Annotated in this window: 20 protein-coding genes and 1 riboswitch; of the genes, 3 read left to right on the forward strand and 17 right to left on the reverse strand. The window is 37.0% G+C overall.

From position 1 onward, the window contains the following. Nucleotides 1-234: 234 nt before the first annotated feature. The 3 genes from ACFQIC_RS16640 to ACFQIC_RS16650 form a co-directional block, all read right to left on the reverse strand. Nucleotides 235-2,661 (reverse strand): DEAD/DEAH box helicase family protein, encoded by a 2,427-nt coding sequence (locus ACFQIC_RS16640; RefSeq protein ID WP_204708641.1) that lies wholly within the window; start codon nt 2,659-2,661, stop codon nt 235-237. Nucleotides 2,662-2,669: 8 nt separating this feature from the next. Further along, nucleotides 2,670-2,993, reverse strand: a complete 324-nt coding sequence (locus tag ACFQIC_RS16645; RefSeq protein WP_204708539.1) for a nucleoside triphosphate pyrophosphohydrolase — start codon at nt 2,991-2,993, stop codon at nt 2,670-2,672. Nucleotides 2,994-3,156: 163 nt separating this feature from the next. After that, complete coding sequence (locus ACFQIC_RS16650; protein ID WP_204708540.1) at nt 3,157-5,112, reverse strand: DNA/RNA helicase domain-containing protein; 1,956 nt, start codon at nt 5,110-5,112, stop codon at nt 3,157-3,159. Between the two features lie 303 nt (nt 5,113-5,415). Between ACFQIC_RS16650 and brnQ the strand changes: the two genes are divergently transcribed. Next, nucleotides 5,416-6,768 (forward strand): branched-chain amino acid transport system II carrier protein, encoded by a 1,353-nt coding sequence (gene brnQ / locus ACFQIC_RS16655; RefSeq protein WP_204708541.1) that lies wholly within the window; start codon nt 5,416-5,418, stop codon nt 6,766-6,768. 150 nt (nt 6,769-6,918) lie between these two features. On the opposite strand, the gene ACFQIC_RS16660 is transcribed toward brnQ, so the two are convergent. Next, nucleotides 6,919-7,668, reverse strand: a complete 750-nt coding sequence (locus tag ACFQIC_RS16660; RefSeq protein WP_204708542.1) for an SDR family NAD(P)-dependent oxidoreductase — start codon at nt 7,666-7,668, stop codon at nt 6,919-6,921. A gap of 250 nt (nt 7,669-7,918) precedes the next feature. On the opposite strand from ACFQIC_RS16660, the gene ACFQIC_RS16665 reads away from it, so the two are divergent. After that, on the forward strand, nt 7,919-8,836 hold the full coding sequence (locus ACFQIC_RS16665; protein WP_204708543.1) for a DMT family transporter: 918 nt from the start codon (nt 7,919-7,921) through the stop codon (nt 8,834-8,836). A 112-nt stretch (nt 8,837-8,948) separates the two neighbouring features. On the opposite strand, the gene ACFQIC_RS16670 is transcribed toward ACFQIC_RS16665, so the two are convergent. From ACFQIC_RS16670 to ACFQIC_RS16690, 5 genes are all read right to left on the reverse strand, one after another. Then, a complete protein-coding gene (locus ACFQIC_RS16670) occupies nt 8,949-9,344 on the reverse strand; it encodes a DUF6198 family protein (RefSeq protein WP_204708544.1) in 396 nt (131 codons plus the stop codon). Between the two features lie 530 nt (nt 9,345-9,874). Then, nucleotides 9,875-10,042 carry an aspartyl-phosphate phosphatase Spo0E family protein gene (locus tag ACFQIC_RS16675; RefSeq protein ID WP_204708545.1) on the reverse strand — a complete coding sequence of 56 codons (168 nt, stop codon included), beginning with the start codon at nt 10,040-10,042 and terminating at the stop codon, nt 9,875-9,877. An 85-nt stretch (nt 10,043-10,127) separates the two neighbouring features. Further along, a riboswitch (cyclic di-GMP riboswitch) is annotated at nt 10,128-10,213 on the reverse strand. 700 nt (nt 10,214-10,913) lie between these two features. Beyond that, the gene (locus tag ACFQIC_RS16680; RefSeq protein ID WP_204708546.1) at nt 10,914-11,147 is read right to left on the reverse strand and encodes a DUF3953 domain-containing protein; all 234 of its coding nucleotides are present in this window, start codon (nt 11,145-11,147) and stop codon (nt 10,914-10,916) included. Nucleotides 11,148-11,167: 20 nt separating this feature from the next. After that, entirely contained in the window at nt 11,168-11,500 is a 333-nt protein-coding gene (locus ACFQIC_RS16685) for a hypothetical protein (protein WP_204708547.1), read from the reverse strand. A 21-nt stretch (nt 11,501-11,521) separates the two neighbouring features. Next, nucleotides 11,522-11,734, reverse strand: a complete 213-nt coding sequence (locus ACFQIC_RS16690) for a hypothetical protein (RefSeq protein ID WP_204708548.1) — start codon at nt 11,732-11,734, stop codon at nt 11,522-11,524. A 1,046-nt stretch (nt 11,735-12,780) separates the two neighbouring features. On the opposite strand from ACFQIC_RS16690, the gene ACFQIC_RS16695 reads away from it, so the two are divergent. Further along, a complete protein-coding gene (locus ACFQIC_RS16695) occupies nt 12,781-13,239 on the forward strand; it encodes a GNAT family N-acetyltransferase (protein WP_204708549.1) in 459 nt (152 codons plus the stop codon). A 383-nt stretch (nt 13,240-13,622) separates the two neighbouring features. Here the strand turns inward: ACFQIC_RS16695 and ACFQIC_RS16700 are convergent, their stop codons facing one another. From ACFQIC_RS16700 to ACFQIC_RS16735, 8 genes are all read right to left on the reverse strand, one after another. Beyond that, a complete protein-coding gene (locus ACFQIC_RS16700; protein ID WP_204708550.1) occupies nt 13,623-13,841 on the reverse strand; it encodes a hypothetical protein in 219 nt (72 codons plus the stop codon). Between the two features lie 116 nt (nt 13,842-13,957). Beyond that, nucleotides 13,958-15,787, reverse strand: a complete 1,830-nt coding sequence (locus tag ACFQIC_RS16705) for a dihydroorotate dehydrogenase (RefSeq protein ID WP_204708551.1) — start codon at nt 15,785-15,787, stop codon at nt 13,958-13,960. A 69-nt stretch (nt 15,788-15,856) separates the two neighbouring features. Then, nucleotides 15,857-16,309 (reverse strand): SRPBCC family protein, encoded by a 453-nt coding sequence (locus tag ACFQIC_RS16710; RefSeq protein ID WP_204708552.1) that lies wholly within the window; start codon nt 16,307-16,309, stop codon nt 15,857-15,859. Beyond that, entirely contained in the window at nt 16,306-16,650 is a 345-nt protein-coding gene (locus tag ACFQIC_RS16715) for a MerR family transcriptional regulator (protein WP_204708553.1), read from the reverse strand. Before ACFQIC_RS16715 ends, ACFQIC_RS16710 begins: the two co-directional genes overlap by 4 nt. Before the next feature lie 383 nt (nt 16,651-17,033). Further along, complete coding sequence (locus ACFQIC_RS16720; protein WP_204708554.1) at nt 17,034-17,477, reverse strand: pyridoxamine 5'-phosphate oxidase family protein; 444 nt, start codon at nt 17,475-17,477, stop codon at nt 17,034-17,036. A gap of 56 nt (nt 17,478-17,533) precedes the next feature. Further along, entirely contained in the window at nt 17,534-17,728 is a 195-nt protein-coding gene (locus tag ACFQIC_RS16725) for a hypothetical protein (protein ID WP_204708555.1), read from the reverse strand. A 1,033-nt stretch (nt 17,729-18,761) separates the two neighbouring features. Then, on the reverse strand, nt 18,762-19,244 hold the full coding sequence (locus ACFQIC_RS16730; protein WP_204708556.1) for a GNAT family N-acetyltransferase: 483 nt from the start codon (nt 19,242-19,244) through the stop codon (nt 18,762-18,764). A gap of 30 nt (nt 19,245-19,274) precedes the next feature. Further along, nucleotides 19,275-19,700: a hypothetical protein gene (locus ACFQIC_RS16735; protein ID WP_390217469.1), complete on the reverse strand. Its 426-nt coding sequence runs from the start codon at nt 19,698-19,700 to the stop codon at nt 19,275-19,277. Nucleotides 19,701-20,578 lie beyond the last annotated feature (878 nt).

The following is a 20,578-nucleotide window of genomic DNA, read 5'->3' on the forward strand; positions in this document are numbered from 1 at the left end:
ATCGAATCTGTCTGAGGGATACTATTTATATTATCTCGTATTGATGAACTATGTACTTTACTCCCTATTCATTCTAAGTTTCTTGTCTTACTTTGGGAGAGATGAAATAATAGCTATTATAAATAAATTTTATTTTTGATCAAGAGGAAACACACCTTTTGATAGAGTATATAATCTTCGCATTAGGGTATTACTCTGGCGTAAATTTTTATAAATACAGTACGTGATGGACTTTTATTTTGAACCCGAAGCCTTCTTCTCAAAATAATGATGCAAGCGATAGTCACATATGTCCTTTGTGAAAGCATAAAGAATTTCCCTATCGATCTCCTCAACTTCCATATTCACAATAAACACTTCCCCATCAAAATCAATGAGTCCATCACTCGACCCTGCCCACTTCGTAAATGGCATGTCTTCTATTAATTTAGCTACTTTGCGTTCATCAAACTCCCACAATTTTTTCGTATTGCTCGTAGAAAAGTCTGTCTCTTTTCGGTAGGATTTACTCATATAGAAATCATGAAAGTCTTTTGCAATCTCTTTCGCTTTCACTGGTTGCTCAAATGATTCCACTCCACGATCTAACATTAATTGGAGAACAACCATTTTATAACTTTTTGACATGAGTGTTTTTTCAGCTTCTTCCAACCAGTGTTTGTATCGTTCATAGACCCTTACTTCTTCTACGGTTAACTCTTCTGCCCATTTCAAGAATCCAGTATAGCTTTTAAATATTCGCTTGTACTCTTTACCATTCACGTCGCTATATAGATGCAGCTCGTAATAAGTTGGACGACGCCCTTTTTGTTCTTTGACTTTATGGTAAGCCGTGCGTAGTTTTTCTTTACGAGGACTCACTTTCCTCCTTAACTCTTTTAACAAATCAATAGCTTTCGTATCAAGGTTCAACTCACACCCTTGTGGTACAACTGGTACAACGGACGCTCCGGGTTTATGTTCGCCTCGATTGGTATCCAGTAAAGCCAGCTTGTTATCAGCATTTCTATAGTTACCAATTAGGTCAATGATCGTACAATGAGATTTCCCCTCACTTAATCGTAGTCCTCTACCTATTTGTTGCGTATAAACAACAAGAGACTCTGTTGGACGGACAAAAAGAATGGTATCGACGGATGGAATATCGACACCTTCATTAAATAAATCCACCGTGAAAATGATATCCAGTTGCTGGCTTTCTAAACGATTAATAGATTCCCGTCTAGTTACATGATGCGTTTTTCCATGGATAGCTATCGCTCGATACCCATTATCGTTAAAATATTGAGTCAGAAACTCTGCTTGTCTAATCGATGAACAGAAACCAATCGTACGTGATTGTTTATGCTCGGACCAACGAGTAACGATCTTCTCCGCTACTTCTTCCTGTAACTGGACCTCTAATAATTCTTTTTGATCATACTTGTTGCCAAGCCAAGTGACTTGAGAGTAGTCGGTTTCATCATAGATCCCATAATAACGAAACGGGGATAACCAGCCGCGCTGGATTGCTTGAATAAAATCCAATTCATACGCAACGTTACCATCACAAATGGCAAATACATCTTGACCATCTGTTCTTTCAGGGGTAGCTGTGATCCCTAAGAGAAAGTCCGGATTAAAGAAGTCCAGTACACTTTGATAAGAGTTCGCTGCAGCATGATGGAATTCATCCATAATAATTAAATCAAAGTCATCAGGATTAAACCTATGTAAATTATCTTGAATACTTAGCGTAAAAATTGATGCAAAAACATGTTCACATTGGTATTCTTTGCTACGACTATTGTAAATGCCTGCCGTTTTGTCTGGCATTACATGATGAAAGGAACCTTTAGCTTGATGCAAGATTTCCTCACGATGGGCGACAAATAACACACGTTCAAACTTCTCAGCAAAAAAAGCTGCTAAGTACGTTTTACCAAGTCCTGTCGCCATAACAGCCATCGCTTTATCATAGCCCTCTTCAATCGTTTCGTATAAAGCATCCAGTGCTTCCGGTTGGGCAAATCGTGGTTCAGGCTTCCCCTGATAATCCGCATTTTCTTCATAAATAACAGAGGATGGCTCTTGACCCACGATGTGTCCAAAAGTCATATTCAATTCTTCTTGCTTCGACCACGTTTGAGCTAAATCCGGATGACTTTCTCTAAATTGATCATATTGCTCTTCGTAGTTCTTCACGGTTTCTTTATTAATATGAATAGTATTATCAGCCTGGAACATATGGATAAATTCATCTAACGATTGATCATAGACCGTTTCAGATACTTGGCGAGGCATGCTGAGATTCCACTCCACCCCATCCATGAAAGCAGATTTTGACATGTTCGATGAACCAACAATTAACGTCCCTTGCTCTTCATACTTAAATAAGAACGCTTTAGGATGAAAAGAACGACCATTACTTTGCCATAAACGAACTTCCACCTGTTGATCGGGCAGATCTGTCAGCCTCTTTAAGGCCTGCGGTTGAGTGACATATAAGTAATCCCCTGTAAGAATTTTGATATCGGCCCCTGCTAAAGCAGCTTTTTCAAGACCATGAAAGATCTGCTCCACACCAGATTTCATAATAAACGACGTCATAATATATATCGTGGATGATTGTTCAATATGTGAAAGAATATCTTCAAGCAGTTGACCCGTGTGTAGTTTCATTTCAAAACTCAATCTTCTACCTCTAATAAAAAGATACGTTCCTTAAATGATCCTCTCTTCTCCACTTTTTCTTTACGGATCTCTTCTACTCGCTCCATAGACCCGTCATGAACTTCAGATAAAACATGAATTAATTCCAACATATCTGCCATTTCTTCTAAAGCTTCTTGATCATTCTCTGCGGTTAGATATTCATTCAATTCTTCTTGAAGTTTTGTTTTTAGGGAGTCAATGTATTCATTTTCTTTTAGTATTCGTGTCTCGAAGTTCTTTCCCGTCTTTTCGATAATTTCCGGAATTTTATCGCGGACTAGTTTGTTGTATGTTGGCATATAAAGGACCTCCTGCTAATTTTTTCTTTTTAGTAATTTTCTTTATTTATTCTCTTATATTCGAAAGTTTTTTATTTGAGGTTTTTTTGTCGTGAGCTACGGTTATTAACAGTTCACTTTTAATGAACTCTCTACCTTTACCCTCTTCCCACTGAGTTTACTATCAGTGTGTGCGGTAGTCCCCATCATCCTCCGCCACTCTCTGAGAAGAATTGGAAAACAAATCATTCTCTTCAAACCTTTTACTCACTTGTTCATACCGATTCTTGAGATAATTTGCTAGTGTAGAATCCGTGCAATAAACGAAACAACCTTTCTGACCTCTCGTCATTAATGTTCTGTACGTATTTTTAATGATCTCATCAGCAAGGATTTCCGCTCTTTCCGGATCCTCTTTCATCATTTTTTTTATACCTCGTAGTGAAGTGTCTGTTTTAGCTCTCTTTGTATGATCTGTTAGGATCTCACCGTTATCATAGCGCATATCATTTCCTATAATGACACCAACATAGTCAAATTCTAACCCTTGCGAAGTGTGAATACAGCCTATCTCACTAATAGAGCTTTCATCGATCGCCCACGTTTCTGTGTCTCCTAGATTCCAACTCATTTTAAAATCGTACTCTTCTAAAACAACATCAAAATGATTCGGGTCATTTTTCCCCTGCTTCACCCAATCCCAACAATACCCAGCCACCATTCTTGATTTGTTATTCGCATCATTCAGTCGTTCAATTTCCTTTTTTAGAACCAAAGGATCATCAAATACTCTAAAATCATACTGGCTTCCTATTTCGTTAGCGTTCGCTGTTTCTCTAATCTCTAGCACATCGTCCAACCAAGCAAGATAACCATCCGATCCACTACAACGAAATTGTGAGTCTAATTGCATTATGGATAAATCAGCACCTAATTCTTCAGCAAAATTTCGAATGTCAGACATCGTACCTTTATCCTTTAAAGTTACTCGCTGTCTTTCATCAATGAAAAATACTGAAAGTTTTGATGCCTGGATGATCTCTTTTGTTTGGTTCTCTCCTTTGTTCTGAAACAAACCCGACTTCTCATTTAGCCGATGGGATTCATCAACAATCAGTGCATCCCTTTCATCTTTAGGCGCATCAACAAAGATTCCAGAACTTTTGAACAAGTTATCAATATGCCCTTTCCTAAAATCTTGTTTTAATTTTCGAGCATAGACATTTCGAGGAGCGGCATTTTTCGTGACGTACTGAGTTACCATGCTTTGTTTCGTCAGTTCCACTAATAAATTAATGGCAAGAACAGACTTCCCCGTGCCCGGTCCACCTTGTACAATTAAAACTTGCTTGTTATTCGTACGTAAAGCTGTTTGTGCTAAAGAAATTGCTTGTTCATATACAACTTTTTGATCATCAATCATAATGAACTCTTCATTTCCTTGAAGCATACTGTTAAGAGAGTCTTGCAAGGATTTAGAAGGGCGTATTTTCCCTTTTTCTATTTGATACAAGTTTTCTTTCTGATCACCAACTTGAATATTACGTTTAATAAAATCACGAAGTTTTGCAGCTTCTCCTTTTACAAAAACAGGTGCTTGATCAATATAGTAATCATAAACTTGATCTGTTAGCTGGTCTTGATCCCCCTGATTGATATAATTATGTAAATATGCACATGGATACAAATCCATGTTACCTTGCTGGGCATTCTCATTGTAGTCTTTGATTAAAGCTGAATAAGACCAAGCTTGATAAGAGGGATGAGTCGTTTCAGTAGGACCATGTTGAAACCTTGTCTTGACAATCGCTTCTTTTCCATAGATAGCCTCTACCTTTTCCCACTGTTTCAACTCTACAATAATAATGGAGTCACGATCTTCTTTTTTTCCAGAGATTAATAAATCCACTCGACGAGATGTATGAGGAATATTAAATTCAATCGCTATACCTGCATCTTCAGGTATATCACGATCTGAAAGGACACGGTACATATACTGCATTGAATTATCCCACGATCGCACCTCATTTTCATTGATTTTTCCGATCTTCGCATTATAATTCCTGCATATGTTATTGACTAGTTCATCATTAAATACGTCATTAATAAATTCATTTTTCGTAGATTCATATACGATCACTTTATCACCAGCCTCTTATTGAAGTTTAAACAGCTAACTATTACCTTTCCACCCAAATAAATTAAAGGAAAAGTATTTAAACTTGTCGCCCGTGCTTTCCAATCGATTACATCCTTCTTTTTCCAATCGTATCATAGTGCAGAAGTATAAAAATACAAAATTTAGTTAGCAACTATAGTAAGTAACATACCCTGAATTTGTTTTAGCATAACGAATGTATTGTAACTCTTAACAATCCTTGTTACTATTATTTTTTATTGTTCATAACCGAGAACCAATATACAACTAGAAGGAGCAATGCATATGCAAAAAAAAATACCGTTTTCAACGTATGCAATCATTGGTACGATGCTGTTTGGGATGTTCTTCGGTGCAGGGAATTTAATTTTCCCTATCCAGCTGGGACAGATGGCTGGTACGAACTTTTGGCCAGCATTAACAGGGTTTTTAGTAACGGCAATAGGTCTACCCTTTTTGGGGATTTTGGCGATTGGTTTATCTGGAAGTAATGGATTGCGAGATTTAGCAGGTCGGGTTCATCCCCTATTTGGTCTTACCTTTTCCATGGCCCTTTACTTAACAATTGGACCTTTCTTCGCCATTCCACGTACAGCGACCGTGCCATTTGTTGTCGGTTTTGAACCACTTATAAATCCGGAGCACGTCAGTTTATGGCTCGGACTCTTTAGCTTCTTATTTTTTGTGATTGTTTATTATTTTTCACTAAATCCTGCGAAAATCATGGATTACATTGGTAAGTATCTAACACCGTCATTTTTAGTGTTCTTATTCATTTTAATTATAGTTGCCATCGTTAAACCGATGGGTAACTTCGGTGAGCCGGCGGATGACTATATCAATTTGGCATTTATGACAGGCTTTAAAGAGGGTTATAACACAATGGATGCCCTCGCATCACTCGCATTCGGTATTGTAGTCATTAATACCATTAAGAGACAAGGCATTACAGATACAAAGACGATTGCAACAGCAACATGGAAATCAGGCGTTTTCGCCATGGGCCTAATGATGCTGATTTATGGACTTATTACTTACATGGGAGCATCGAGCGTATCAGCCGTTGGGACATTCGCTAATGGCGGTCTGACCTTTGCTGCAGTAGCTCAACACTATTTCGAGTCATTTGGTGTTATATTACTCGCGATTATTATCGTTCTCGCTTGTTTAAAAACGAGTATCGGGCTCATTACCTCATGTAGTGAATTTTTTCATAATACTTTTCCAAAAGTGAGCTATAAAATGTTTGTGCTTGTCCTATGCCTTGTATCATTTTCAATTGCAAACTTTGGCCTAAACAATATCATTCAATTTGCTTTACCAGTGTTAATGTTCTTGTATCCGCTAGCAATTGTTCTTATTTTGTTAGGACTCTGCTCACCACTATTTGCCAATAAGCAAAGTGTTTACAAAGTATCCATGTTTCTGACATTCTTGGTTAGTATTATCGATGGCTACAATACTTTATCCAGTAGTTTACCAGGAGTAACTCTTTCGTTAATTGAATCTATTAAAGAGTTCTATCTTCATTATTTACCGCTTTATAGCATTGGACTTGGTTGGATTTTGCCAGCTTTAGTCGGTGCCATCATCGGCTATTTTTGGCCAACACGACATCGTCCAATTGAAGTCACATGACAGAAATGAACTGACAATGAAAAGTAGTGATATATTTGAAGTTTCGCTAGCATTTAATAAACCAGCTACTAGAAAAGACCAAATCATTTGTGATTTGGTCTTTAAGTTTATAGTTAGTAAAGGGTAGATTAAGTATTTTTTCTTACCGAACTAATCTCCGTCGTTAGTCCCCAACGTCATCCCACCATCAACGACAATTTCTGTTCCCGTGCAATATGAACTTTCATCAGAAGCAAGAAACGCTACAGTCCTGGCAATTTCAACTGGCCGTCCGATACGTCCCAGAGGAACCGAATTGTAAAAGTCCGGAACACCCTTGCCTTGGGTAGCCATGTCTGTTTCGATTCCACCCGGATGGACCATGTTTACCCGAATTCCCTTTTGCCCCAATTCAATGGCTGCTGCTTTAGACATCGCAACTACGGATGCTTTTGTCGCAGCATAAGCAGAGGAATTACCAATTGGAGCAAACGCGGAGACCGATAAATTGTTTATAATAGAACCTTTTTGCTGTTTTTCCATATGCGGAATAACTGCTTGCATCCCCCGAAATACTCCTAGCTGATTCACATTAATCATTTGTTCATAATCATCTATGGTTATCTCTGTGAAGGGTTTACGTTTTAAGACCCCGGCATTATTAACGAGCACATCGATTTTGCCGAATTTATCTATGACCATATCCACAGCTGATTTCCACTGTGATTCCTTTGTGACATCCAACTGCACCGGATATGCGTGGTCTTCACCTATAGCCACTGCTACTTCCTGAGCCTTGTCATAATTCCGGGCACCAACCACTACTATGCCACCTAATGAGGCAAGGTGTTCAGCGATAGCTTTTCCCTGACCACGATTAGCACCAGTAACAAGAATTACTTGTTGTTTCAAGTCAGCCATACTCTTTCTCCTTAGTCATTTGTTTTATGATACACTAACATATAATGAGCAAATACAGAATTTATTATTCTTTAATAACAAGTGATCATAGTTATTCATACTGAGTGGACGTCTCACAAAAAAATAAGATTTTTATTATCCATCCTATACTTCAACCTATCCCATTTCAAACCAAATATAGCTTTGAATAAATTAAGATATAAAGTCATTGTACAGAAACCTTTAAAAAGAGAGAAAAGAAGGTGAAAGTATGAAGCATGCATACCTGATAACTATTCTAGGAGCAAGTTTTTGGGGGTTAACGGGATTATTTGTAGAGTCTTTGTATGGCCACGGTTTTACAGCATGGGAAATTGTGACGATTCGCCTAACTAGTTCAACTATTATACTAATCTTTTTGATGAGTTTGTTCGCACGAGAGCACCTACGCATTCAAATAAAGCACATCCCCCATTTTATCGGTTTAGGGGTTGTAAGTATTGTCATATTTAATTGGTGTTATTTCATGGTTATGGAGCAAACCTCGTTATCAATTGCAGTAGTCTTACTTTATACATCTCCTGTTTTTGTTGCGATTCTATCAAAAATAGTTTTTAAAGAACGGATCACTCAAACAAAAACCGCTTCACTTATACTCACCATTGTCGGATGTTCACTCGCTATTAAATTAATACCACTGGGCAATATCTCCGTTCCAATTATAAGTATTATCTTAGGATTGTTATCTGCTTTTTTCTGCGCTCTTTATAGTATTATAGGTAAATTTATTAGTTGGCATTACAACTTTTTAACCATTACTGTATATGCTTTGTTAATGGGCAGTTTATTCATTTTTCCTACAAGTGGATTGTGGAAAAAAACAGAAGCTTTTCAATCCGTCGATGTTTGGCTTAATATTTTTGGAGTTGCTGTTTTATCAACCATATTGGCCTATACGTTATATACTTTGGGACTAAGCTACATTGAATCTAGTAAAGCCGCTATCTTAGGAGCAATGGAACCCATTGTCGCCGTTTTAGTTGGTGTGTTAGTTTTTGGAGATTCACTGAAATTTTTGCAAGTTGTTGGAATTATATTCGTAATAACCTCCACCTTTCTAACGGTATTTCACAAACAAAGAAAGGTCCAAATTAAGGGCGGAAGTTTCAAGTGGAAAAAAAGTGTCTAAGTCTGCTTAAGACACCATGATTTTAAGACTTTTCCTCCACTTCAGTTCTTCATGTTAAGGGGTAATATTCAGAGAAAGCTCATTATGCGAAGCGTTTATTATTGAGTAAAGTTTATGTAATATCTGGTGTATACCAATTTACTACTCTATTTTGCCAGAATTGTATCATCGGTCCCATCATAAGTGTAGCAATGACTGTACCTACACCGACTGGACCACCTAGTAGTAAGGAGAAGCTAGTAACAATTAATGCTAATACTGTCTGGGATTTCCTAATACTCCATTGAAATCTCACACTGACTGATAAAAACAACTGATTGACAGGTGCCTTTGTAAAATTTGGTAGAATGTAAATGGCTACTCCAAGACCAACAAAAGTGAGTCCGATAGTAAAAACAGTTATTTTTTCATATACGGGTGCAGATTGTAAATGTAATGAATGAAGGGCAATTTCTAGCCAAAAATCAAAAATAAAGATTCTAATACAAGTGGAATGATTGCCTCCCATTCGGGTCGTTCACCTAATAACCGGGTATTGACGAAAATAAATAGAAGTTGAAATCCCCGTACCAAAACCCAGCAGTCATACCAAAAAAAGCCATCCAAACGCCAGCCCCTAAATCTGATTTTACAATTAGTGATGCTCCAAGAAAGTTAATAATCATCCCAAATAGATATAAAAAAATTCGATATATATACAATCGTCATCCTCTTCCCCCTCTCACACATAGATTTTTTCTACCAAGTTTAACATTGTGAAAAAGAACGCGATAATAGGTCATTTTCTAATATGGAAATAGCTATTAAGCTACCCTTTAGTTAAAGAATATTTTTAAAGTTATTTATTCCGTGGTTATTTGAATGAACTTGAGAGGTAGTTTCTTCTGTTCCCCCAGCCAAATTTAGTCCAATCACACCAGCGATAATTATTAAAATGGATATAATTTTTATAAATCCACGATAACCTAAATAAAACTCATACTTATTTTAAACTACAAATAAGTACGAGTTGAAAGTTATCATAATAAATCACATGTCTTATAACATTTTTTGGTATTTAATTATTAATTTATCAAGTTCTTGACTACATTCTAATGTTTTTTGATTGTTCATTCCAAACTTTTTCGCGATCTTTAGCATCTCTTCTCTTTTTAGATCGATCAACTTTGACAAGTACTTTTCTTCACCTTCATAGATAAGCACCATATTTCATTCCCCCCAAAATATAGCCAAATGTGTAAAACAAAAAAACAGGTAAACCAAAGAAGGTTCACCTGTTAGGTACACTATCTTCGGCGGCTAGGCTACCATAACAGAAACTGCTTTAGGCCCTTAGCTTTGCGTCCTTACCTTTCGATAAGTTTGCCATTATCGGTATGACATATTTCGTTAGCCCTATTATACTACATTCTATATTAAACCCAACATTTTTATTAATAATATTAAATAAAAGGTATTTATACCTATAATTAAATCTAAATACTAAAGATAATAATAGGATATATGACTCCTGTTTGTAAATAGTATAAATCTATTTATTCATTACCACTTTTACCATAATGAAAAAAATGACATAGTTTCCTTTTGTCAGGCAACCATGTCAAACACCTGTTATGTAGACCCTTAAGAGATCATACTCCACATTCTAATAAGTAAGAGTACAGGGTAGTAAGGAATCGAACAACAGCACCCAAATAAGGCAATATGTACTATCCTGGTTAAGTCGGACTACCCCGAAGTCCCTATCCATAATCCTCCCATGACTATTGTTCCAGTCAATATATAGAAAAGAAGGGAACGTAAATATCCCCGTTCTCCATTTTTAATTAATTGGTCGTTTAAGTATGTACGATAAGCAAAATGACTCTCAAAAATAGAATCATGGTTCCAACGTTAGAAATAGAGAAAGGACTCAAGGGGGGAACGATCGCTCTCCAATGACGAACAGGTCGAGCCAGAAACCGAGCTAAGAGTTCCAGTCAATCAACAACACCACCCTTGATAAAATGACAAATCTATACTGGAACATAGCTTAAAAGATCTTTGTTTATCAGGGCGCCTTTGCTAGGGAATAACCTTAATACAAGAACGTATAAATAGATACGAAAAAGACAAATACAGCTGAGGCTATACTTGTATATCCCCAGAAGTTTTTGTTGTCTTTCTTTATTTCTGTGATCCCAACCGTCAGTACATGTACTCCTACTATAAACATTAAATAGGGAACAAGAGTTGAGTTATCGGTGATCATTACGTAAATAGCCATAACAATCACTAGTAATGCTAATCCAATTTTCAGCTTTTTTCCCATAAGGATTCCCCCTCAGCTAGCTAATATTCAGCTATTTCTATGGTATTCAAACATTTATATACTAAGATTTGACTAAGAATAAACGCTCCGATCATCCCTCCTGTGCATAAACGAAAGGCTACACTAGAAAAAAGACCTGTTTGGTGAAGATATAGTAGCCCGCCTGCCGCAATATAAGGCACAATCATGCTGTAAATAAGACTTAAGACAAAGAACAAATACTTATTCGCCCTGTCTGTAATAATCGATTTTTCGTAAACATTTGCTATCAATAAGGCGATCACAGCAATTACGATATGTATGACGATTAATACGGTTACACCTGAAGGGTCGTAGGTTATTTGATTTTCCAAGTTATCCCTCCTAGTCCAATATTAGAACAGCCAATTAAATATATAAGGAACCACTACAATAACAACAGCCAAGGCTGGCCCTATAATCATCGTGCCAATCAATAAGGATTTAATAATATCAAAAATAATATTACCCGATTTTCCATCAAGATCGTCGTGACTCTCCCTATTATCTAATTTCTGATTTATGTTCTTTAACTCTTGTAAAATCTGGTCTTCTTTACTTTCATCCATATACATTTCACTTCCTATTCTACTGCCTGTTTCTAGTACAATTCCTTTTCTTTATTTGTCCATTCTTTCTTTTGTAACACCATTTTGTCAGCTAGTGCATTTCTATCAAAATGGATGGGATGGCCGCAGATGAAAACTGACTAGAAACACTGCCTTATTTAATATCAATCCATTACAGTTCCCCCAAAATCATTGTAACAAAAAATGCTAATTAGAGTGTTCTAACATGCGTAAGCTATTTGATATGTTAATTTGATATTACTCAAAAATTAAATCTAGTTTTTTGTTAAAATAAATATAAAGGTTGTGAAATTTCGTACTTAAACTTGGCAGGATTGTTGAAGACTCGATTCCGAGATGATTGTTAAAGTATGAGGTATCTGTTATATCTATTGAGCCACTAGTTAAAAAACGTGGTATGGCTAGGAGCTTAATTGGCATGTATGCCTACTCTTGTAAAACCATTTTCAAATTTACATTACAGGTTAATTTGATGTCCTAAGTGGAACATTTCAATGGCAATAATTACACAGCCCCACGATTTTCACGTATGAAGCTTCTGCTCACGTGAAGATGCTTCCGTTATCCTTACGAAAGCAAGAAGGTCCGGGAAATCGCAAGACTCCTACCTTTAAAAGCGGAGGCGCCTTGGTCAGCGGCGTATGGACTGGACTGAGCTGTCGGAGATAAAGGAAACACGAAGAACATCGTGATTAGATGTTGACTTATCGTACAGAAGCGAGGGAAGTCTCACTAGCCGCTAGGCGCTGGAGCTGGATAACGCCCGATAGGATTGATGAACTAGATGTAGCCTTCGTCCTTATAAGGCGTAAGAGATGGGATGAACATGATCGGTGAGATCCCGCAAGGCGTAGCCTGAGGAAGCTCACCACATGCCCACGGAAAGCGAGTGATTTCCCGGACCTTCTAACGCCATCCTTTGTAATGGAAACTAGCGGAATGTCTCGAAGTTAAGTCTTCCACATTCTGGGGCAAGGTTAAACAAGGCGATCATCCAATTTGATCATATAGGGAGACTAAATTTAATGGTGTTCGAAATAATTACTCAAGAATCATTAGAAATAGTAATGGACATAGTGAATTCAAACTCATCTTATAATGTTCTTGAAAATGGAAACCCCTTAAGGACAATACAAGAGTTAAGTAGTGAATTTCTTAATTCATCTACTGAAAGTTATTTAGTAAAACATGAAGAAAGATATATCGGAATAATAGATTTTCTTAATAATAATCCTAAAGACAATCATCCGTGGATAGGATTATTAATGATTCATCGTGATTATCACTCTATGGGATATGGGAAAAAGGCATACCTTTCGTTTGAGGAGAAAATAATACATCAAAAATTATTTAAAAGTGTTAGATTGGCTGTAATAAAGAGTAATAAAGAGGCAATAGTATTTTGGAAATCATTGGGGTTTAAGTTTTATGATAACAGCGAATGGGATGGAAGGGTTGTAGGCTGTTATGAGAAACATTTGTAGTTTATGATATTTTATACTTAACGGGTGCTTATCTTGAATAAGGATTCACACTCAATTGTTCAACTTTAGACGCAAGATTGTTGAAGATCGATTCCGAGATGATCATGTGGAGAAAGAGCCGGTGGGGAAGGAGTTGCCTGCCGTATATTTCCATCGGAATCGGAGCCGTTCTAGCCTAAGGAAGCTCACCACATGCCCACGGAAAGCGAGTGATTTCCCGGACCTTCTAACGCCATCCTTTGTAACGGAAACCACCGGAATGTCTCGAAGTTGAGTCTTCCACAATCTGGGGCTATAGTTTAACAAGACATTATAAAAACATTTTCTCCACAAATCGGAACTACTGAATCGGAAATGAGGGAACTTTCTTTTTTATTAATATACTAAGAAGTATTTGAATTAGGAGAAGTTTTGTTAAATCTTTTCTTATGGTTTAAGTCAATCACAATCTCCCCCACTCCCATTGCTATAAAGCCATTCAGCAAACCAAAAAGCGGGAATACTAGATTTCCCCCATTACTAAATAAACTCATAATTAATATCACAACACTAAAAAATACAAAACTCATTCCTAACAAAAACAATATACGACCAATTGTCAATTTTCTTCCTCCATTTTTCTTAGACTATGTTAAATCTTACTGTTATTACGATGTAAAAATCCTCTTTATCAGAGATAGCTAAAAGCTAAGTATGTACGAGTCACTTAATATCAACATTATTGATTAACATAGCTTTTCTTTAAATAAGGATAGGATAAAACTAACCCCAGTCCATATATGACAACTAATAGGTAGGCTGGGAGCAGATGATAAAACGAAGTATAACCAATAACAAAATGAGTGGCAATGCCTGCGATAAACGCAGGTGGCGCCCCAATTGCCAGCGTATTCCAAACCCAACCTTCTCCTTCTCGGAATCCCCATAACGCTAGGAGAAACACTAAAATACCTACACTTACTAAAGCCCCGCCAAAACCCGCACGATCATGGGCAATAACTGGGATTAGTCGATTGTTAACTGATTGAAGCATTTCAGGGGTTGCACACAAAAAGGTTACATCCGTTGGCACAAAGACATTCGTCACCCCTATGAACATAATTACTACCCCACCTATTGCAATGAGACTACCAAGGATAACGAATAACAGCTGCCCGAGATTTGCTTTTTTCCATGCCAAAGTATTGAATTGATTCATAGAACTAGGATGAGCGTTTGAATGCTTAGTAGATCGAAAACACCAAATATAAATTGGCAGTAGAACAAGCCAAAACAACCCATGAAGCCAATCAAAATACCCATAACCAATAAAAGCCAGTATACCTAAAAAGCCTACAATGGCTGCAACATGAAAAGCTCGGCTAGCCCACCGAAACCTATAGGACAATCCATAACGGGCCAATTGTATATAGAGAATTCCTCCACTAATCATAGTTCCCGCCAAGCTCATTCGGTCATGGGCCATAAATGCCAAAACTTGTGGATTAAATGCAGCTATTTCCGATCTTGTCATCCCAATAAAAGCTTCGTCATATGGCAAAATTATTCGAGTCATACTAAACAATAACGCTGTTATGCCAGCAATGAGGATCGCTACTCCAAACCATAACCCCCACCGCGCTCCTTCTCCATTTCCCTCTTTTGAATTTTTAGGTAACAGCAATTCATTAATTCGCTTCGGTAAACCCGGTCCCGAGAAAACGTACCCTTCCTCAAGTAATTGAAGGGAGACACCGTTTTCATGTAACTCAAACGCATCAATCGGTTCCTTTACCCCTCCCTTAGTTATAACCGTGCAATTTTTAGATACTTCCTTCCGAATCGTTTGAACCCCATGGACTAACTTTCTAGTGGCATCCTCACTCTCCGTAAAGTGTTCTCCTTCCCTTACTTTAGGAGGCTCTAAAATCACTCCATGAACATGATTTGATGCGATCAAAGCGGTAAGTTGCTTAACTTCAAGGGAGTTGGCGATCTGGTTAATGTAAAGAGTTTTATGTAGGGCAGCGTCCTTTAAATCATATGCTTGTTGCAAACTTATCGAAAAGGATTCAACAATGCTACTAAGTTTTGTAATGATATGAATGGCTTCTATTCCTGTCATATGCTCATCAATAGAAACAATTGCAGGGCCATCGAAACGTTCGATTTGTACCCTACACTCCTCTACCGTAATCGTTGGCTCAGGGAAGGGGAACCATATTTTCTCTTGCTCTTTGTTAAGTAAAGGTTCGCTTTTCTGACTCTTTCTAAGAGATACAGGACCTACCTCAATCACACTAATCCCTAATGACGAGAAACTCTTTGCCCCCGTTCCATTTGGATCCAATCGTGCGCTTACACCGTTCGAACTTGCATAACGTACTCCATCTATCGTGCAACTCAATTCATTTGGAGGATTCGAATGACCAAGCAGTTCAATGAAAGAACCCCCTCCAGGAATCGAAGAAACCAATCCCATACTGCTGTATATAAATTCTCTTGCTATCCTTGGCGGCAATTTAGTTAGCCAAGGTTTAAACAATGGATGATACGTCCAATCCGGCATACAATTCTCCTGTTTAATTCCTAAATTTTTATAAAAATATTTTAAAACGATTGATATTTCTATACTGCTTTAAGCCTTAATCGCTTCTCGCTCAACTCTATCCATAAATTCCTCTACGACATCGTTATTCCCTTTCTTATTAGCAAGTTTCAGCATTGCTCTCCCTACAAAATTCACGCCTCTATTCTGACCTTCATAAATAAACTTCGTCCGTTGCTCATCCAATTTTATTAAATAATAGGAAACCGTGATCTCAAATGCCTTCCCTATAATGAAAGTCACTTTTTTATACTTTTCGTCTTCGTCATTCTCATAAGCCAAGGTATCAACGATATACGTTTCCAACCGCTTTCCTTCACGATATGTTTGCCTATGCTTGGCCCCTACTTCATCTTCTCTTTTTTCAATTAGAACATGCTCCTCCACTTTGGGCATAATGCTCTTAATATTCTCATCCAAAAATAATCTCCAAAGGTTTTCTATGTTCGTATCAATAACCGTTTCTCTTTTCCACTCGATCACTCATCTTCCTCCTTTCCTGATGTCAGAAAACCATCAATCTCATCCATTTTCAATTGAAGGGATTCCATTTGCATCTGTATATTATTTCGCTTTTCCTGCAGTAACACTTCGAGGCTTTCAAATGATTCATCATTCATAACTGAAATCATTTCTTGAATCGTAAAACCAAACGCTCTTAGCTTCACTAAAAGAATCGCAAGAAAATAACTGCCATCATCGTAATAGCGGTAGTTATTATCAGGATTAATGTAGGCTGGCTCCAGTAATTGAACCTCCGCATAATAACGCAGGGTTTCCTTCGTTAATCCCGTCCACTCCGCAAATTCACTAATTTTGTACATCTTTTCCCTCCCAGTTTCATCATAAACTGTGGGGTGCACCACAGGGTCAAGGTTTTGATTTAAAAAAGTGACCACTTCCGATCCCGGAGTTTCTTATAGATACTATCACTATACCCCAATTTCATAACTGTCTGTTGATATAAATCGTTATTATGTATAATTTTATCCTTCCATACTGTTTGTAAGCTTTACTAACTCATCAATGTTATTAATAGGATAGTAGTGATTTTCTCAACAAGTACAAGTCAGCCGTTGCTCCATAATTGAATAAAATTCATCTTCAGCGCGGACAACAAAACATTAACGTTTATTTAGAATAGTCAAGTGGTTTCCCAGACAACTAACAATACCAACACTAATAACTTTAGATGAATAACAACCATTTAAATGCTCGGATTAAAGGACTGATCCCGAACTACCACCGTTTCTGGAACAAATCGAATTAAGATATTATTATCATCTAACTCCCTGAACATAGGATCCCACTTTTCATGGTTGGAACCTAAATAACGTGTCAGTAAGCGGTTTGTAATACCTTTATCAAAAGACTCTACCGTAGCACACCCTCTAAATCCTGCGTGCAATACCTTTCCGGTCGTATGTTCTAGTTCAACTATACCGATCGCACATTTAGGATTTGCCTCCACTCTTCCTGGAAAGCTATCTGAAGAAGGAGTTCCAATTATCCAAATACACTCATTTTCCCAGTGAAACCAAACAGGAGATTCTCTAGGTCCGTCCGCAGACAAAGTCGAAAGATGAGCAAATAAAGGCTTCTTGAGGAACTCATCCAAGTCAAAACTTCTATTTCCTCTAATAATTTCCAATGGATACACCCTTTCCAAGAATCTTTAAGATATAAATATTTAAAACTAAACGACCGTTAATACGATAAGAAACCACTCCACACTAACGAATATACTATTAAAGTAAATGTAATCGTAACCCAAACTGAACTTTTTGTTATATTTTCCTCGCCCTGCTTTATTTGTTTAGCCAATTTAATGCTATTAAACACAAATCCGATGCAGAGAAAAGGAGTTAAATAAATAGCTATCATACCCATTACTGAAGCCATTGCCCCATCTCCTATATTTGTTTTCTTTACCAATTCGTCTTTTGTTTTTATCTAATAATCTGTTCAATCAATAACTTTTATCAGATGACTGTTAAAATACTCCATTTACTTCTCCAACATCATTTGTCACAGCAACCTTCATGGCTTCATCACTTGAATATCCCACTTCCTGTTTTAGCAGATCTAACTTATTTCGGATGAAATGTGGCAATTTGTTGTAGAGGACAGCCTGTGACCGCTTGAAAGAGTTGACACAGTTTTTGCTTATTAAAATACAACACTTTTTTCCAGTTAAGGACTGCCCTTTTATTTGTAAGAGTGTGTATGATCGTCTTAACAATCATACAACCATTGTTACTCTTATCAATATCGATGCTCACAATATGATTGTGTGGAGAAATCGTGCCGTTCTACTGTCCCTGTAAAAGCATGAGATATCTGATATAACGCCAATTGAAGCCTGATACAGATAGGGGATATGGCCATCACAGATTGAGCCATTAAGCCTGTTGTGTATGCCTACCCATCCCCCATGCTCCGATGAAAAGCAACGGAACCACGATTCTTTTATTGAATAATCCGATGCTTTAAGCGATAGGCAAGAAGGCACCTTACAGCACAATTCTCACTCGTAAGGAATGCTTTTCACTTGAAGCACCACATCTGATGCTTCCGTTCTCCTCACGAAGGCAAGAAGGTCCGGGAAATTGCGAGACTCCTGTGGGATGAACATGATCGGTGAGATCCCGCAAGGCGTAGCCTGAGGAAGCTCACCACATGCCCACGGAAAGCGAGTGATTTCCCGGACCTTCAAACGCCATCCTTTGTAACGGAAACCACCGTATAAATCAGGACAATGATTAACAAATGTTTTGTTATGAGAGGCTACAATTCACTATAAAATGGGGATAATAATTTCCAGTAAAGTGTGTAAGTTATTTTAGCAGAAACTGTTTCATTTTAAATGACGGTCACACAGCCTAAGTACTAGAGGAATTTCATATGATTATTAAAAACTAAACTGCAGAAATTCCTATAACATTTTATACATTAAAATATCGTCCACGAATTCTCCATTGAGTAGAAACTCATCTTTAAGTCGTCCTTGCTCATTAAAACCATTTGAAATATAAAATGGGATAGCAGCCTTATTTGTAGAAAGCACACGAATTGAAACTTTTCTATAACCATTCTCTTTACCCCACAAGAAAATGTAGCTTAACAATTCGCTACCTACCCCTTTTCTTTGGAATTCAGGGTGAACACCAATATCAATCTCTAATACATGGCTGTTAGACTTTAGTTTAGTAGGGTTATTATGACCAATATAACCTGCCACTTGATTATTGATAACTGCCACAAATTGACTTCCTCCTGGACGATGTAGAGAGTATTCCTCTACCGATAGCGAATAATTTAACGCAGGTGTGTTCATGTTATTTATAATTAACTTGTCTATATTCACTAACTCCGGAAAATCAGACTCTTTAGATTTCCTAATAACGATGTTGTTCAATTGTGGCCCTCCTTTATTTAATAGCTATTGTTATTTAACTTCGTATTCATCCTCAGTAAGACCTATACCCGTGCCAAAAACATTAGTGAGCAACAAATAAAAAGGATATAATATTAACGTAGCCAAAATTATAATTCCACCCCCAGGCCCTGGTTGGTCTGCTGGATTATTAATCGGAAATAAAGTAACAAATATGAATACAAAAATGACTAAATACGGAAACCAGAGGAGCATTGACCAAAAAGCAGACTTACGATTTATCATCCACTTTTTTGTTAGAAAAATTAAAAACATCGTGGAACTTATGAACCCAATAATAACAACTATACTCATTGCAATAAGTAGATTATCTAAATTCCATCCCGTTAACCTGCTTACACGATAAGCATTTAGCATAAGTTCTATGGGGACAAATAGCATAAAGGCATACAGTATACTTACAACATTCAATTTCAAAAAGAACCTCATTAAATTAAAAATCCTCCATTAAATTATAGCTGCTTATCCTTTTCAAGAATCGCTAGTGTAAACCTTTTCAGCATATGAAAAAGTAAAAAGCGTAGTCGATAATGAAAGTACAAAAACGATAAAATACCCTAGTAAACTTATTAGATGATTTTCCACGGGAGCTCTATGAAAATAAATGACTCCAAGTAAGTAATGGAAAATTACAAAGCTACCAACAAAGTGAAATAACTTTAAAAACTTTAATATTCCCATCACCTCCAATAAGGTTTGGTTCCTTTAAATATTCCTATCTTCTTATAACTAGTATGTAAGAAATAGATAAAGAGGCAAGTGAACTTTCAATAATATGTAGCATGGATCTGTTACGTACACTACAATCCAGAAACGTTTTTATTTTAGTATCGTTTGTTTCACCAAATTAATAGAAGCTACACTTTTGGGCTAGCTTATAAATTCATTGTTCCAAACCTTGTAAGTATTTTCAATGAAATATTTTTAGAAGTACACCATTGCAGAAAACATAATAACTTTGGAATCTCTATCTATTTTTTAATTTCTTTTACCGCACTAACACCATCACCTAAATCTGGCATTGTAACTAGTTCTGGTCTTAATTCCTCGTATTTCTCTACGGAATCTTTTCCATCTACATCCCTTTCCAACGTCCTCGTGCCCAATTTTAGTTAAAATGTCTTTTAACTGTATACGCATAAAAACAGCATCACAAACACCAATACCTTAGACCCGTAATTCACTATTGAAAAGCTTTGCTTTAACTTACGAACAGAACTTTTTAACTGAAAATATAAAACATTTCCGTAGTATTTTTCCTTAAATCAGCACAAACAATAGATATTTTACGTACA

Origin of the sequence: Halobacillus seohaensis (assembly GCF_042663045.1) — a bacterium.
In the GTDB taxonomy this organism is placed as follows: domain Bacteria; phylum Bacillota; class Bacilli; order Bacillales; family Halobacillaceae; genus Halobacillus_A; species Halobacillus_A seohaensis.

What these genes read in the sequence shown, in the direction of transcription:
- ACFQIC_RS16690 (WP_204708548.1), bottom strand. Translation starts at nt 11,734, where the DNA reads ATGGATGAAAGTAAAGAAGACCAGATTTTACAAGAGTTAAAGAACATA.
- ACFQIC_RS16670 (WP_204708544.1), bottom strand. Translation starts at nt 9,344, where the DNA reads ATGGGAGGCAATCATTCCACTTGTATTAGAATCTTTATTTTTGATTTT.
- ACFQIC_RS16640 (WP_204708641.1), bottom strand. Translation starts at nt 2,661, where the DNA reads ATGAAACTACACACGGGTCAACTGCTTGAAGATATTCTTTCACATATT.
- ACFQIC_RS16725 (WP_204708555.1), bottom strand. Translation starts at nt 17,728, where the DNA reads ATGGCTTCAGTAATGGGTATGATAGCTATTTATTTAACTCCTTTTCTC.
- ACFQIC_RS16705 (WP_204708551.1), bottom strand. Translation starts at nt 15,787, where the DNA reads ATGCCGGATTGGACGTATCATCCATTGTTTAAACCTTGGCTAACTAAA.
- ACFQIC_RS16715 (WP_204708553.1), bottom strand. Translation starts at nt 16,650, where the DNA reads ATGTACAAAATTAGTGAATTTGCGGAGTGGACGGGATTAACGAAGGAA.
- ACFQIC_RS16680 (WP_204708546.1), bottom strand. Translation starts at nt 11,147, where the DNA reads ATGGGAAAAAAGCTGAAAATTGGATTAGCATTACTAGTGATTGTTATG.
- brnQ (WP_204708541.1), top strand. Translation starts at nt 5,416, where the DNA reads ATGCAAAAAAAAATACCGTTTTCAACGTATGCAATCATTGGTACGATG.
- ACFQIC_RS16660 (WP_204708542.1), bottom strand. Translation starts at nt 7,668, where the DNA reads ATGGCTGACTTGAAACAACAAGTAATTCTTGTTACTGGTGCTAATCGT.
- ACFQIC_RS16665 (WP_204708543.1), top strand. Translation starts at nt 7,919, where the DNA reads ATGAAGCATGCATACCTGATAACTATTCTAGGAGCAAGTTTTTGGGGG.
- ACFQIC_RS16675 (WP_204708545.1), bottom strand. Translation starts at nt 10,042, where the DNA reads ATGGTGCTTATCTATGAAGGTGAAGAAAAGTACTTGTCAAAGTTGATC.
- ACFQIC_RS16645 (WP_204708539.1), bottom strand. Translation starts at nt 2,993, where the DNA reads ATGCCAACATACAACAAACTAGTCCGCGATAAAATTCCGGAAATTATC.
- ACFQIC_RS16695 (WP_204708549.1), top strand. Translation starts at nt 12,781, where the DNA reads ATGGTGTTCGAAATAATTACTCAAGAATCATTAGAAATAGTAATGGAC.